This is a genomic window from Sphingopyxis flava, assembly GCF_900168005.1.
GTDB lineage: Bacteria > Pseudomonadota > Alphaproteobacteria > Sphingomonadales > Sphingomonadaceae > Sphingopyxis > Sphingopyxis flava.
In genome coordinates this window covers 1-12624 of record NZ_FUYP01000011.1, presented here as the reverse complement: position 1 = coordinate 12624, position 12624 = coordinate 1, and the positions used below count along the sequence as shown (strand labels likewise).

Annotated in this window: 12 protein-coding genes and 1 tRNA gene; all 13 read left to right on the top strand. The window is 67.1% G+C overall.

Annotation, left to right across the window (positions count from 1 at the left end; genetic code table 11):
* Positions 1-4 precede the first annotated feature (4 nt).
* The 13 genes from B5X69_RS10335 (at position 5) to B5X69_RS10275 (ending at position 12383) form a co-directional block, all read left to right on the top strand.
* Positions 5-1336 (top strand): XrtA/PEP-CTERM system-associated ATPase, encoded by a 1332-nt coding sequence (locus tag B5X69_RS10335; protein ID WP_079638627.1) that lies wholly within the window; start codon positions 5-7, stop codon positions 1334-1336.
* Positions 1337-1379: 43 nt separating this feature from the next.
* Positions 1380-2240: an XrtA system polysaccharide deacetylase gene (locus B5X69_RS10330; protein ID WP_079638763.1), complete on the top strand. Its 861-nt coding sequence runs from the start codon at positions 1380-1382 to the stop codon at positions 2238-2240.
* Between the two features lie 14 nt (positions 2241-2254).
* Positions 2255-3304, top strand: coding sequence for a FemAB family XrtA/PEP-CTERM system-associated protein (locus B5X69_RS10325; protein ID WP_079638764.1), 1050 nt, complete (start codon positions 2255-2257; stop codon positions 3302-3304).
* Positions 3304-4509, top strand: a complete 1206-nt coding sequence (locus B5X69_RS10320) for a TIGR03087 family PEP-CTERM/XrtA system glycosyltransferase (protein WP_079638762.1) — start codon at positions 3304-3306, stop codon at positions 4507-4509. Before B5X69_RS10325 ends, B5X69_RS10320 begins: the two co-directional genes overlap by 1 nt.
* Positions 4506-6017 (top strand): exosortase A, encoded by a 1512-nt coding sequence (xrtA, locus tag B5X69_RS10315; RefSeq protein WP_079638626.1) that lies wholly within the window; start codon positions 4506-4508, stop codon positions 6015-6017. Before B5X69_RS10320 ends, xrtA begins: the two co-directional genes overlap by 4 nt.
* 12 nt (positions 6018-6029) lie before the next feature.
* The gene (locus tag B5X69_RS10310) at positions 6030-7925 is read left to right on the top strand and encodes an XrtA/PEP-CTERM system amidotransferase (protein ID WP_079638625.1); all 1896 of its coding nucleotides are present in this window, start codon (positions 6030-6032) and stop codon (positions 7923-7925) included.
* An 81-nt stretch (positions 7926-8006) separates the two neighbouring features.
* Positions 8007-9191, top strand: coding sequence for a GNAT family N-acetyltransferase (locus tag B5X69_RS10305; protein WP_079638624.1), 1185 nt, complete (start codon positions 8007-8009; stop codon positions 9189-9191).
* Complete coding sequence (locus B5X69_RS10300) at positions 9188-10054, top strand: cupin domain-containing protein (RefSeq protein WP_079638623.1); 867 nt, start codon at positions 9188-9190, stop codon at positions 10052-10054. The genes B5X69_RS10305 and B5X69_RS10300 overlap by 4 nt, the downstream gene beginning before the upstream one ends.
* A gap of 188 nt (positions 10055-10242) precedes the next feature.
* The gene (gene infA / locus B5X69_RS10295; protein WP_010162480.1) at positions 10243-10461 is read left to right on the top strand and encodes a translation initiation factor IF-1; all 219 of its coding nucleotides are present in this window, start codon (positions 10243-10245) and stop codon (positions 10459-10461) included.
* A 26-nt stretch (positions 10462-10487) separates the two neighbouring features.
* Complete coding sequence (locus B5X69_RS10290) at positions 10488-11060, top strand: Maf family protein (RefSeq protein ID WP_079638622.1); 573 nt, start codon at positions 10488-10490, stop codon at positions 11058-11060.
* A complete protein-coding gene (locus B5X69_RS10285; protein WP_079638621.1) occupies positions 11053-12027 on the top strand; it encodes a ribonuclease E/G family protein in 975 nt (324 codons plus the stop codon). The genes B5X69_RS10290 and B5X69_RS10285 overlap by 8 nt, the downstream gene beginning before the upstream one ends.
* Complete coding sequence (locus B5X69_RS10280) at positions 12017-12211, top strand: DNA gyrase inhibitor YacG (RefSeq protein ID WP_079638620.1); 195 nt, start codon at positions 12017-12019, stop codon at positions 12209-12211. The genes B5X69_RS10285 and B5X69_RS10280 overlap by 11 nt, the downstream gene beginning before the upstream one ends.
* A gap of 96 nt (positions 12212-12307) precedes the next feature.
* Positions 12308-12383 (top strand) — tRNA-Phe (locus B5X69_RS10275).
* The last annotated feature ends 241 nt before the right edge of the window (positions 12384-12624 follow it).

Below are 12624 nucleotides of genomic sequence, written 5' to 3'. Positions count from 1 at the left end.
TGCGATGTACGATCAATATTACGGCTTTACCGGACGCCCCTTCCAGCTGACGCCTGACCCCTTTTTCTATTTTGAAAGCGGCACGCACAGAAAGGCGATGTCCTATTTGGGCTATGGCCTTGCCCAGGGCGAAGGCTTCATCGTCATCACCGGCGACGTCGGTGCGGGCAAGACGACGCTGGTCGGCCATCTGATGAACACCATCGATCCCAATCGCCTGACGGCGGTGAAGCTCGTGTCGACCCAGGTCGAGGGCGATGATCTCCTCCGCCTCGTTGCCGAGCAGTTCGGGCTCGAATGGGAAGGCGAGAGCAAAGCCGAGCTCTTGCGCTCGATGGAACAATATCTTCGCGAGCAGGCCCGCGCAGGCCGGCGCACGCTGCTCATCGTCGACGAGGGGCAGAATCTCGCCATCTCCGCGCTCGAAGAGCTTCGCATGCTCTCGAACTTCCAGCTTGGCGGCCATTCGCTCCTGCAAATCTTCCTCCTCGGTCAGCCCGAATTCCGCCAGACCCTGTTTCACTCGCCGACGCTCGAACAGCTGCGCCAGCGCGTGATCGCGACGCATCACCTCGACCCGATGGAGCCCGAGGAGGTCGAGCCCTATATCCTTCACCGTCTCGGTAAGGTGGGCTGGACCGGCAACCCGAGCTTCAGCCCGGACGCGTTCGAGGCGATTTTCGACTTTAGCGAGGGCGTTCCGCGCAAGCTCAACGTGCTGGTGAGCCGCCTCCTGCTCTACGGCGCGGTCGAGCAATTGAGCCGGATCACCGCAGCCCATGTCCGCGACGTGGTGAGCGAGATCGAGGCCGACCGCGGGATCGACCAGGCGGCGCTGGCGCCCGTCCCGGTGGCCCCCCCCGCCGCCCGCTCCGATGCCGTCCCCACGTGGCCCGCACCCGCAGCAGCGCCGGCCGCGGCAGCCCCGGCCGCGGCGCCCTTCGCGCCGCCCCAGGAGGCGCCGATTGCTCTGAGCGTGCCGGAAAGCTCCGAAGCCCTCGCCGCGCCGCTTCCCGGCGATGCCGGTTTTGCCGAGGCGCGCTCGCTTGTCGCTGAACAGCTCGGACTTGCACCCGGCGATATGCCCCCATCGGCTTCGCTCGGCAAAGTCGCTAGCCCTGGCCCTTCGAGCGCTTCGTCCGACACCTCTGTGGCCTCCGACGCGCAGCTCGTGGCGCTCGAACGCCAGATCGCGGGGCTCGAAGCACGGCTTGCCGATCAGGACGCTGCGCTCCGCCGCGTGCTTGACCTCCTGATCGACTGGGTCGAGCGCGATCCGGAAAATGCGCCCGATCCGGCGGCGGGCCAGATGCCGCAGACCTGGGCGGCGGCCTGAGCGCGCGAGCCGGCCGCCGGGAGATAGGCAAAGGTGAGGGATGATGCAGAACGGCTTGTCGGTCGATGTCGAGGACTGGTTCCACGTCGGCGCCTTTGAGCGCACGATCGACCGCGCCGACTGGCCGCATCTGGAATGCCGGGTCGAGGCCAATTGCGAGGCTGTGCTCGAGATTTTCGCCGAGGCCGGCGTCACCGGTACCTTCTTCACGCTCGGCTGGGTTGCTGAACGCTATCCCGCGCTCGTCCGGCGCATCGTCGCAGCGGGGCACGAACTTGCAAGCCACGGTTACGACCACAAGCGCGTCTTTGCGATGAGCGCCGACGAATTCGCCGCCGACCTTAAGAAGACGCGCGCGATCCTCGAAGATGTCGGCGGGACCGCGGTCTCGGGCTACCGGGCCCCGAGCTTTTCGATCGATGCGCGCACGCCGTGGGCGCACCCGATTCTTGCCGACGAGGGCTATGCCTATTCGTCGAGCGTCGCCCCGGTCGTCCACGATCATTACGGCTGGCCGCAGAGCCCGCGTCATGCATGGCGGCCGGTCGCGGGCAGCGATCTGGTCGAATGGCCGGTCACGACCGCGCGCGCGCTCGGCCGGACGCTGGCGGCGGGCGGCGGCGGCTTCATGCGGCTTCTTCCTTATGGTTTCACTCGCTGGGCAATCGCCCGGATGAACGCCGAGGGGCATCCCGCGATCCTCTATTTCCACCCCTGGGAGATCGATCCCGGCCAGCCGCGCGTCGCGAACGCTCCGATCAAATCGAGGATACGCCATTATAGCGGCCTCTCGGTCATGGCGGGCAAGCTTCGAAAGCTGTGCGCCGACTTTGAATGGACGCGCGCCGATGCCCTTGTTCCTGCGCAGCGGGACCGCGCTGCGCCCTGGCGCGCTGCGGCGTGAACGCGCCCGCGCATATGGTGGCCAGCTTTGTATCGGCTGCGCCGCTTGGCGATGCGGCCGCGTGGGACGCCTATGTCGCCCAGCATTGCGGCGCGAGCCCCTTTCACAGCCGCTTGTGGTGCGAGGCGATCTCGCACGCGACCGGGCATCGCTGTCATCTCGTCACGTCGCGCGATGCGGCCGGAGCGCTCACGGGCCTCCTGCCGCTCCACCATGTCCGCTCGCGAATTTTCGGAGAAGCGCTCGTCGCGAGCGGCTTTGCCGTCGGCGGCGGCATCCTTGCCGACGACCCGGCAGTGGCCCGGATGCTCGCAGAAGGCGCCGCGGACATTGCCAAATCGCTGGGCGTTCCCTCGGTCGAGCTGCGCGGGGCGCCTTTGCCCGGCGGCGCGGACTGGTACCGCGAAGAGGGCGTCTACGCGGGCTTTGCCCGCGATCTTGCGGGAGATGACGAGGCCGAACTGCTTGCGATCCCTCGCAAGCAGCGCGCCGAGGTGCGCAAGGCCCTCGCTGGCAATCTTCGCGTCACGAGCGGCCGCGATGGCGCCGAGCGGCGCGATCATTACCGCGTTTACGCCGAGAGCGTGCGCAATCTTGGCACGCCGGTTTTTCCGCGCGCCTTGTTCGATGACGTCCTCGACGCCTTTGGGGATGATGCGGAAATCCTGACCGTGCGCGATGGGGATCGTCCGGTGGCCAGCGTTCTCAGTCTCTACTGGCGCGGCGCGGTGATGCCCTATTGGGGGGGCGGCACCTTCGAGGCGCGGCGGCTGCGCGCGAACGAGCTCATGTATTTCGCGCTGATGCGCCGCGCGCGCGAGCGGGGATGCACACGCTTCGATTTCGGGCGCTCGAAGCTTGGGACCGGACCCTTTGCCTACAAGAAGAACTGGGGGTTCGAGCCTGAGCCGCTCGTCTATGCGCGCTGGCTCGCGCCCGGCGAGCGGCCCCGCGATACCAATCCCAACAGCGCCAGATACCGGCTGCAGGTCGACCTATGGAAGAAACTGCCGCTTTGGGCGGCGAACCGCCTCGGGCCGCTGATCGCGCGCGGGCTCGGCTGATGGCTGAAATATTATTCCTTGTGCACCGCGCGCCGTGGCCGCCCGACCGCGGCGACAGGATCCGCAGCTGGCACATGTTCGAGGCGCTCACCCGGCTCGCCCCGGTCCATGTTGCAGCGCTTGCCGACAATGCCGCCGAGGCCGCGCTTGCGCGCGCGAGGATGGCGCCGCGCTGCAAAAGCCTCGCGATCGAGGTGCGCAAGGCGTCGCGTCCGCTCGCGCTTGCCGGGGCGTTGCTGCGGGGCGAGCCCGTGTCGAACCGGCTTTTTCGAAGCGAGGCGGTCGCAGCCTATGTCGATGAGCTGCTTCGGGCGCGCGCGATCACCCACATCGTCGCCTTTTCCGGGCAGATGGCGCAATATCTGCCCGCGCGTTTCGATGGCCCGGTGATCATGGATTTTGTCGACGTCGATTCGGCAAAATTTGCAACCTATGCCGAGCAGGACCGGGTCGGGCCCATGCGCTGGGTTCATGCGCGCGAGGCGAAACGGCTCGGCCGCTTCGAGGCCGAGATCGCGCGCACGGTCGATGCGAGCCTCTTCGTCAGCGAGGCCGAGGCTGCGCTGTTTCGCGAGCGCACCGGGCTTGGCGCCGAGCGCGTCCGCGCGGTCGGGAACGGGATCGATACCGAGCGCTTCGACCCTGCACAGCGGCTTGCAAAAGTGGGGGAGGGGGAGGGGCCGCTTGCGGTCTTTACCGGCCAGATGGATTATCGCCCGAATATCGACGCGGTGCGCTGGTTTGCGAAAGATATCCTGCCAAGGGTCCGCGAGCGGCACCCCGAGGCGCGCTTTGCGATTGTCGGGCGCGCGCCCACCGCCGAGGTGCGCGCGCTCGAGGAATGCCCCGGGGTTCGCGTCACCGGTCAGGTCCCTGACGTGCGGCCGTGGCTCGCCGCCGCCGATGCGGTGGTCGCGCCGCTGCTCCTCGCACGCGGCGTCCAGAACAAGCTGCTCGAGGCGATGGCGATGGCGCGCCCTGTGGTGGCAAGCCGTGCCGCGGCGACCGGGATCGAGGTCGAAGCCGGCGCGCACCTTCTAGTGGCGGACGGCGCCGAAGCGATGGCCGCAGCGGTCCGGGCGCTTTTCGATGATCCCGTGAGAGCCGCGCGCATGGGCGCGGCGGCGCGCGAGCGGATGATCGCCCGTTATGGCTGGGAGGCGCGGCTCGAGCCGCTCGGGCGGCTGCTGGGGCTCGCGGCATGATCGCGCGCTCTCTTGCGCGTCCCGGCGGCTGGTCGCTCTGGCAGCGCCATCTTGCAGCGCTCGGCGCGCTTTCGTTGGCGCTTCTTATCCTCTTTCGCGAGGATGCCGCCGACATGGCGGCCATCTGGTGGACAAGCTCGACCTTTACCCATTGCCTGCTCCTCGTCCCGATCATTGGCTGGCTCGTCGCGCAGCGCGCGGCGCTTCTCACACCGCTGACCCCCGTCTATTGGTGGCCCGCGCTCGCATGGATTGGAGGCGCCAGCGTCCTGTGGCTGCTCGGCGAGGCGGCGACGCTTGCTCTCTTCCGCCAGCTCGCCCTCGTCCTGATGCTCCAGGGGGCTGTCGCGGTGACGCTTGGCCCGAGACTGGTGCGCGCTCTCCTGTTTCCGCTCGCCTATGCGCTGCTCCTCGTCCCCTTCGGCGAGGAACTTGTGCCGCTGCTCCAGACGCTGACCGCGAAAATCTCTCTTGCGCTTCTTCATCTTGCGGGACGCACCGCGGAGATGGAAGGGGTGTTCATCACGACGCGCGCGGGGCTCTTCGAGGTTGCCGAAGCCTGTTCGGGCGTCAATTTCCTGATCGCGATGCTCGCCTATTCGCTGTTTGCCGCGCATCTTTGCTTTTTGCGCTGGACGCGCCGGATCGTCTTTGTCGCAGCAGCGCTGGCGGCGACGATCCTCGCCAATGCGCTGCGGGCCTTTGGCACGATGATCGCCGCCGAGATCTGGGGCATCGAGGCCGCGGGCGGCATCGACCATGTCTTTTATGGCTGGATTTTCTTCGGCCTCGTCATCTTTGCGGTAATGTTCGCCGCGCGGCGCTGGTTCGACCGGCCCGCCAATGACGCAGCGGTCGATATCGCGGGGCTCGAGGGACGGCCGCGCCTTGCAGGCTCTGCGAAAGCGGTGCTGCCTCTTGCGCTTGCGATCCCTCTGTTCTTCGCTGCATGGGGCACGCTTTCCGCCGCGCGCGCGGCGCCGCTTCCACCTGAAATGACGCTCATCGCGCCCCCCGGCTGGAGCGCCTCTTCCTTCAAGCGCCTCGCCTGGACGCCGCGCTTCGACGGGGCGGACCGGCAGCTTTTGCGCGATTTCGCTGATGCCGAAGGCCGCCGCGTTACCGTCGCGATCGGGGGTTATGAGCGTCAGGCCGAAGGGCGCGAGGTCGTGGCTTACGGCCAGGGGGCAATCGATCCTGCGGGCCCGTGGGCGTGGAGCGCATCGCTCCCGCCCATCGATGGGGCAAAGACCGAGCGGCTGCTGCATCGGGGACCGGTGCTGCGCGATGCTGCGACCTGGTATATCGTCGGCGGCCGCGCGACGGGAAGCGCGCGCCGCGCGAAACTCGCCGCGCTCAAAGCGCGCCTGTTCGGCGGCGATCCGCGCGCGCTCTCGCTCATCGTCTCGAGCGAAAAGGGCGAGGGCGGCGCGCGCGCGATTGCCGATTTCGTCGCGGCCTCGGGCGGTGCGCAACGGATGGCTGACCGCGCGCTGAAAAGCCGTTAGAGCATCGCGCGCATGTGCGGGATAGCGGGCCTCTATCATCTTGAGACGGCAAAGCCGGTCGATCCTGCGCGGCTGCGCGCGATGCTCGAGCCGATGGAGCATCGCGGGCCCGACGGATCGGGCGTGTGGACGGCGCCGGGCGTGGGCCTTGCGCATCTTCGCCTTTCGATCATCGACATCGCGGGCAGCCCGCAGCCGATGGCGAGCGACGATGAGAATGTGACGCTCACCTATAATGGCGAGATCTATAATTTCCGTGAGCTGCGTGCCGAACTTGAGGATCATGGGCACCGCTTTCGCACCAGCGGCGACACCGAGGTGATCATCGCCGCGTGGCGGCAGTGGGGCGCGGATTGCCTGTCGCGTCTGAACGGTATGTTTGCCTTCGCGCTCCATGATCGCGCTCGCGGCTCCTTGTTTCTCGCGCGCGACCGGCTCGGGGTGAAGCCGCTTCACTACGCCCGGCTATCGGACGGCTCGATTGCCTTTGCGTCCGAGCTCAAGGGATTGCTGCGTCACCCGCTCTTGCGGCAGGAGGCCAATCTGTCCGCGGTCGAGGATTTCTTGGCGCTCGGCTACGTCCCCGACGACAATTGCATCGTCGCAGGGGTACGCAAGCTCCCCGCGGGTCATTTCCTTCTGCTCGAGCGGGGCAAGGAGCTTCCCGCACCTTCCTCCTGGTGGGCGCCCGACTTTTCGCGGCGCATTCGCGCGAGCGAGGACGAAGCGGCGGAGCAGCTTCTCTACCTGATGCGTGCCGCGGTGAGAGATCGCATGGTCGCCGACGTGCCGCTTGGTGCCTTTCTCTCCGGCGGGGTCGATTCAAGCGCGGTCGTCGCGCTGATGGCAGAAGCGAGCGCCAAAGCGGTCAAGACCTGCACGATCGGCTTCGACGAGGCCGCGCTCGACGAAACGGCCTATGCGCGCCAGATCGCCGCGCGCTTCGCGACCGAGCATCGGACGCGCGAGGTTGCCGCCGCCGACTTCGCGCTCGTCGACCGGATTGCCGACATGTTTGACGAGCCCTTCGCCGATGCAAGCGCGCTGCCCACATACCGGGTTTGCGAGCTTGCGCGCGAGGAGGTGACCGTGGCGCTTTCGGGCGACGGCGCCGACGAGGCTTTCGCCGGCTATCGGCGGCTCGTCTTCCAGCACCAGGAGGAACGGCTGCGCGGAATGATCCCGGCCTTCCTGCGCCGGGGTGTGCTCGGGCCGCTTGCTCGCGCGTGGCCGCAGATGGACTGGGCGCCGCGTCCGCTGCGCGCCCGCGCGACGCTTGCGAGCCTCTCAAAAAGCGGAGCCGAAGGCTATGCCGAGGCGGTTGGCGTCACCGGCCTCGCGCAGCGCGCGCGGCTCTTCAACGATGCGGCGCGCCGGGCGCTCGGCGATCATGTCGGCGAGGCGCGCTATTGGCGGGCCATGGCCGAGGCACCGGCACGTGAGCCGCTCGACCGGGCGCAATATGCCGACCTCAAGATCTGGCTTCCCGGCGACATTTTGACCAAGACCGACCGGATGAGCATGGCGGTCAGCCTCGAAGCGCGCGAGCCCTTGCTTGACTATCGCCTTGTGGAATTTGCCGCGAGCCTGCCCGCCGCGATGCGCGTCAAGGGCGCAACCGGTAAGGCGGTGCTCAAACGCGCGATGGAGCCCTATCTGCCCCGTGACATCCTCTATCGCCCCAAAATGGGGTTCGTGACGCCCGTTTCGCACTGGTTCCGCGGGGTGCTTGCGGGCGAGGCGCGCGCGCTCGCCACTTCATCGACTCTCGCGCGCTCGGGCTGGTTCGACATGGCCGAAATCGAACGCGTCGTCGCGGCGCACCAGTCGGGGCGGCGCGATCACGGACGGCTGATCTGGCAATATTTCATGCTGGAAAAGTCGCTGGCCAAACTGTTCGGGATCTGATCGCTGCCGCCCCGCCCGCGCGTGGGGCGCCGCTCTCGATAGCCACCGCATCTTAACCCTTGGCCGCTAGGCTCGCCACCGATGACGGTCCATCCCGCCTTTCCTGTCGATGGTACGCCGGTGCCTGCCGGCGCTGCGCCGCTTACGGTGCGCGTTGCCGACCCGCTCGCGCTCTCGAGCGATCTTGCTGCCGCGTGGGACGCGCTTGCGGCGGAGGCGAGCGAGCCCAATCCCTTCGCCGAGCGCTGGTGCCTCCAATCGGCTCTCCATCTGCTCGACCCCGACCGGCAAGCGCGGCTCGTGTTCGTCCGCGATGGTGACGCGGGGCGCGTGATCGGGGTCATGCCTCTTGCCGCTGCGACCCGCTACGGGCGCCTTCCGCTGCGCCATGTCATAGGGTGGGCGCATCCCAATCATTTTCACGGCGCGCCGCTTGTGCGCGCGGGATGCGAGACGCTCTTCTGGTCGATCCTGCTCGGATGGTGCGACGCGGCCCCCTGGGCGCATACGCTCCTCCATCTGCCGCGTCTGACCGAGGAGGGGCCGCTCCACCGCGCGCTCGTCGAGGCGGCGCGCGCGCGCGGCGGCGAGGCCGTGACGGTACACCGCGAGGCGCGCGCGCTGCTCGAAAGCGATTTGTCGCCCGAGGCCTATTGGGAGGCAGCGGTCCGCGCAAAGAAGCGCAAGGAGTTGCGGCGACAGGCAAGCCGGCTCGCTGAAGAGGGCGCGCTTGCCTTTCGCCGCTGGCAGACAAAGGAGGCGCTCGATCCGTGGCTCGATGCTTTCCTCGCTCTCGAGGCGTGCGGCTGGAAAGGACGCGCGGGGTCTGCGCTCGCCAGCCACGCCGATACCGAAGCCTGGTTCCGCGCGATGCTGACGGGCGCGGCGGCTGCCGGCAGGCTTGATCTGCGCGCCCTTGACCTTGATGGCTGTCCGATCGCAATGCTGGTGAGCTTTCTCTCGCCGCCCGGCGGCTTTTCCTTCAAGACCGCGTTCGACGAAGATTATGCCCGCTTTTCCCCGGGCGTGCTGCTTCAGCAGGACAATCTTGACCTCCTGAAAGATCCCAGGCTTGCCTGGGTCGACAGCTGCGCCGCGCCGGGTCATCCCATGATCGACAGCGTCTGGCGCGAGCGGCGCCGTCTCGTCTGGGTCAATGTCCCGCTCGGGGGCCGCGCTGACCGGATGCGCTTCGCTGCGCTTCGCCAAGTTGAAATCTTGTGGCGGCGCTGGAAGCGCTCCGCCGAAATCCAGGACCAGTCATGACCGCGCATCAAGCCATCTCTCGCCCCGTGTTTCCGGCCGAATCGCTGAACGCGATGGAGCAGCTTTACCCCCGCGAGGCGGGCCTCCTTCGCCACCGCCTCCCCGATCATCCCTTGCTCTCGCTTGTGGCGCTCGCCGATCTCGGCGAGCGGCTGCCCGCGGCGCAGGTCGAATATAATCCCGGAGACCTGCCGGTCGGTATCCAACCCGAAGACGTGCCCTCGAATGGTCTTTCGATCGGCGAGACAATCCGCACGATCGACACGAACCGGAGCTGGGCGGTGCTCAAGAACATCGAAAGCGAGCCCGCCTATCGCGATCTGCTGCTTGGCCTGCTTGCCGAACTCAAGTCTGTCGTCGAGCCGCGCACGGGTGCGATGCTGACGCCGCAGGGCTTTATCTTCATTTCGTCGCCAGGCTCGATCACCCCCTATCATTTCGACCCTGAGCATAACATTTTGCTCCAGCTCAAGGGGCGCAAGGTGATGAACGTCTGGCCTGCAGGGGACGAGCGCTTTGCGCACCGCATCGAGCACGAACGCTATCATACGGGCGGTCATCGCAACCTGCCCTGGGAGGATGGTTTCGAAGGCGGACAGCAGCGCGTGCCGCTTGGCCCTGGCGATGCGGTGCTGATGCCGGTGATGGCGCCGCATTTCGTCGCCAATGGCGACGCACCCTCGATCTCGCTCTCGATCACGTGGCGCAGCGAATGGAGCTACCGCGAATCCGAGGCGCATGCGGCCAACGCTGCGCTGCGGCGCATGGGACTCGACCCCGCCATGCCGCCGCGCTGGCCGGCCCATGCCCGCGCGAAAACGATCGGCTGGCGGATCGCGCGCAAGCTCCGCCTCGTTCATTGATCCCTCCATTCTCGGGCGCGATCACTTCGGACCGGGTCCGGGCGCGGCGTCCAGCGCTTCTGGCGGAAAGGAGGATCGGGTCCGCAGGACGAAAGAGAGAATGGAGCCGCGTTTGACAGATTGCTTTCCATTCCGCCGATTTGGCGTTATGGGCGCGCATCCTGATATTTCGAGCCCATAGAGGATTGATGGCGAAAGAAGAGCTTCTGGAAATGCGCGGCCAGGTGGTCGAATTGCTTCCCAACGCGATGTTCCGCGTCAAACTGGAAAACGACCACGAGATTCTCGGCCATACGGCCGGCAAGATGCGCAAGAACCGCATCCGCGTGCTGGTGGGCGACGAGGTGCTCGTCGAGCTCACCCCCTATGACCTGACCAAGGGTCGGATCACCTATCGCTTCAAGTGAGCGGCGCGGCGTTACCTTCCGCCCCCATGCGAAATCTGGTTTTGGCCTCGACTTCCCCGCGCCGGCGCGAATTGCTGGCGCGGATCGGTGTGACGCCCACCCGCATCGTCGCCCCCGACATCGATGAGACGCCGCTGAAGGGCGAGCTTCCGCGCGCCTATGTCGCCCGCCTTGCTGAGAGCAAGGCGCTCGCAGTGGAGCGCGCGGCCGGCGAGGTCGTCCTCGCGGGCGATACGACCGTCGCCGCCGGGCGCCGCATCCTCGAAAAGCCCGCCGACGAGGCCGATTTAAGGCGCATGCTCGGCTTGCTTTCGGGCCGCCGGCACCATGTCTGGTCGGGTGTCTGCGTGGTCGATGCGGAAGGAAAGCCGCGCGTGCGCATTGTCGATACGGTCGTTGCCTTCAAGGTGCTGAGACCTGAGGAGATCGACTGGTATGTCGCGAGCGGCGAGGGGATGGGGAAGGCGGGCGGCTATGCTATCCAGGGCCGCGCCGAGACGTTCGTCCGTTTCCTCTCGGGGAGCCATTCGAATGTGGTGGGCCTGCCGCTCTTTGAGACGCGCGCGCTCTTGAGCGCCGCTGGCGTGCCGCTTGGCTGAGTGGGTCTACGAGGCCGGAATCGGTGAAGCGCGCGCCGCGCTCATCGAGGACGGCCGGATCATCGAGGCGCGGCTCGAACGCGAGAGCGAAGGCCCGCGCGTCGGTGCCGTGCTCGGTGCGCGCCTCGTTGAGCCCGGCCGGGTGGCTCTCGATGCGCCTGGCGAACCGGCAGCGACGATTACAGGCCTGCCGCCGGGCACTTCGATCGGTGCGCGCCTCACCGTCGAGATTACGCGCATGGCCCTGCGCGAGCGCGGGCGTGACAAGCCCGCGCGGGCCCGCCCCGCCGAGGTGGGAATTCCACTTTCAGATGGTCCCGACCTGCGTGCGCGCATCGAGGCGGCCGGCCTGCCTGTCACCGAGGCGCATGCACGGGGAGCGGACCTGCTGGAGGATGCCGGCTGGTCAGAGCTGATCGATCATGTGCGCACGGGACACTGGCCGTTTGCAAGCGGCGCGCTGTGGGTCGACGCAGCGCCCGCGATGCTGCTCATTGACATCGACGGCGAGGGCGATGGTTTGGCGCTCGCCAAGGCGGGAGCGGCGGCGGCGGCACATGTTATCCGTTGCTGCGATATTGGCGGGTCGATCGGTATCGACTTTCCCTCGCTTCCCGGACGCGCCGAGCGCCAGGCGATCGATGCGCTGATCGACGCGCTGCTGCCGCAGCCCTTCGAGCGCACGGCGACCAACGGCTTCGGCTTTCTTCAGATCATCCGCCGGCGCGAGCGGCCGTCGCTCGTCGAGCAGGTGCGGTTCGACGCGGCCGCGACCGACGCGGCGGCGCTGCTCCGCCAGGCCGAACGCGCCGTTGGCCACGGATCTTTGCAACTCACCGCGCGTCCCGCCGTTGCCGATCATATCAAGACGCATCCTGGCTGGATCGCCGAACTTGAGCGGCGCACGGGCCGACCGGTCGCGATCGCAGTCGACGCCGCCATGAAAGGAGCCGGTCATGCCCAATGAGGCCTCCGCAAAGCCGCGCCGATGCCCGCTCTGCGGCAAGCCGCGGGTTGAGGAATATAAGCCATTTTGCAGTCGCGGATGCCGCGACCGCGACCTCAACCGCTGGTTCGATGAGGGCTACCGCGTGCCGGTTGACCAGCCGCCAGACGGCACTGCGGACGATGATCGCTTCGACGAAGGCTGATGCGTCAAAATAGGGCGATAAAGCTACTGGACAGGATGAAATGCCCTGCCTATAGCCGCCGCTCGCCAGCAGGCCGACCGGCCTTGCGGAGCCCGTGCCCGGGTAGCTCAGTTGGTAGAGCATGCGACTGAAAATCGCAGTGTCGGTGGTTCGATTCCGCCCCCGGGCACCACGGCCATATTCAGGCCATTCCAGAAAAGTTCAATAAATCAGGCTCTTCCCCGTGAACGGGGGATGAGGGTGGATCAGACCCGATTGATGACGCCATTCCAACCGCAAAGAGCGAGCACGCGCAAGCGGTAGTTGTGAAAGTTTCGGGGCTCTTCCCCGTGAACGGGGGATGAGGGTGGATCAGACCCGATTGATGACGCCATTCCAACCGCAAAGAGCGAGCACGCGCAAGCGGTAGTTGT

What these genes read in the sequence shown, in the direction of transcription:
- B5X69_RS10335 (WP_079638627.1), top strand. Translation starts at nt 5, where the DNA reads ATGTACGATCAATATTACGGCTTTACCGGACGCCCCTTCCAGCTGACG.
- B5X69_RS10330 (WP_079638763.1), top strand. Translation starts at nt 1,380, where the DNA reads ATGCAGAACGGCTTGTCGGTCGATGTCGAGGACTGGTTCCACGTCGGC.
- B5X69_RS10325 (WP_079638764.1), top strand. Translation starts at nt 2,255, where the DNA reads ATGGTGGCCAGCTTTGTATCGGCTGCGCCGCTTGGCGATGCGGCCGCG.
- B5X69_RS10320 (WP_079638762.1), top strand. Translation starts at nt 3,304, where the DNA reads ATGGCTGAAATATTATTCCTTGTGCACCGCGCGCCGTGGCCGCCCGAC.
- xrtA (WP_079638626.1), top strand. Translation starts at nt 4,506, where the DNA reads ATGATCGCGCGCTCTCTTGCGCGTCCCGGCGGCTGGTCGCTCTGGCAG.
- B5X69_RS10310 (WP_079638625.1), top strand. Translation starts at nt 6,030, where the DNA reads ATGTGCGGGATAGCGGGCCTCTATCATCTTGAGACGGCAAAGCCGGTC.
- B5X69_RS10305 (WP_079638624.1), top strand. Translation starts at nt 8,007, where the DNA reads ATGACGGTCCATCCCGCCTTTCCTGTCGATGGTACGCCGGTGCCTGCC.
- B5X69_RS10300 (WP_079638623.1), top strand. Translation starts at nt 9,188, where the DNA reads ATGACCGCGCATCAAGCCATCTCTCGCCCCGTGTTTCCGGCCGAATCG.
- infA (WP_010162480.1), top strand. Translation starts at nt 10,243, where the DNA reads ATGGCGAAAGAAGAGCTTCTGGAAATGCGCGGCCAGGTGGTCGAATTG.
- B5X69_RS10290 (WP_079638622.1), top strand. Translation starts at nt 10,488, where the DNA reads ATGCGAAATCTGGTTTTGGCCTCGACTTCCCCGCGCCGGCGCGAATTG.
- B5X69_RS10280 (WP_079638620.1), top strand. Translation starts at nt 12,017, where the DNA reads ATGCCCAATGAGGCCTCCGCAAAGCCGCGCCGATGCCCGCTCTGCGGC.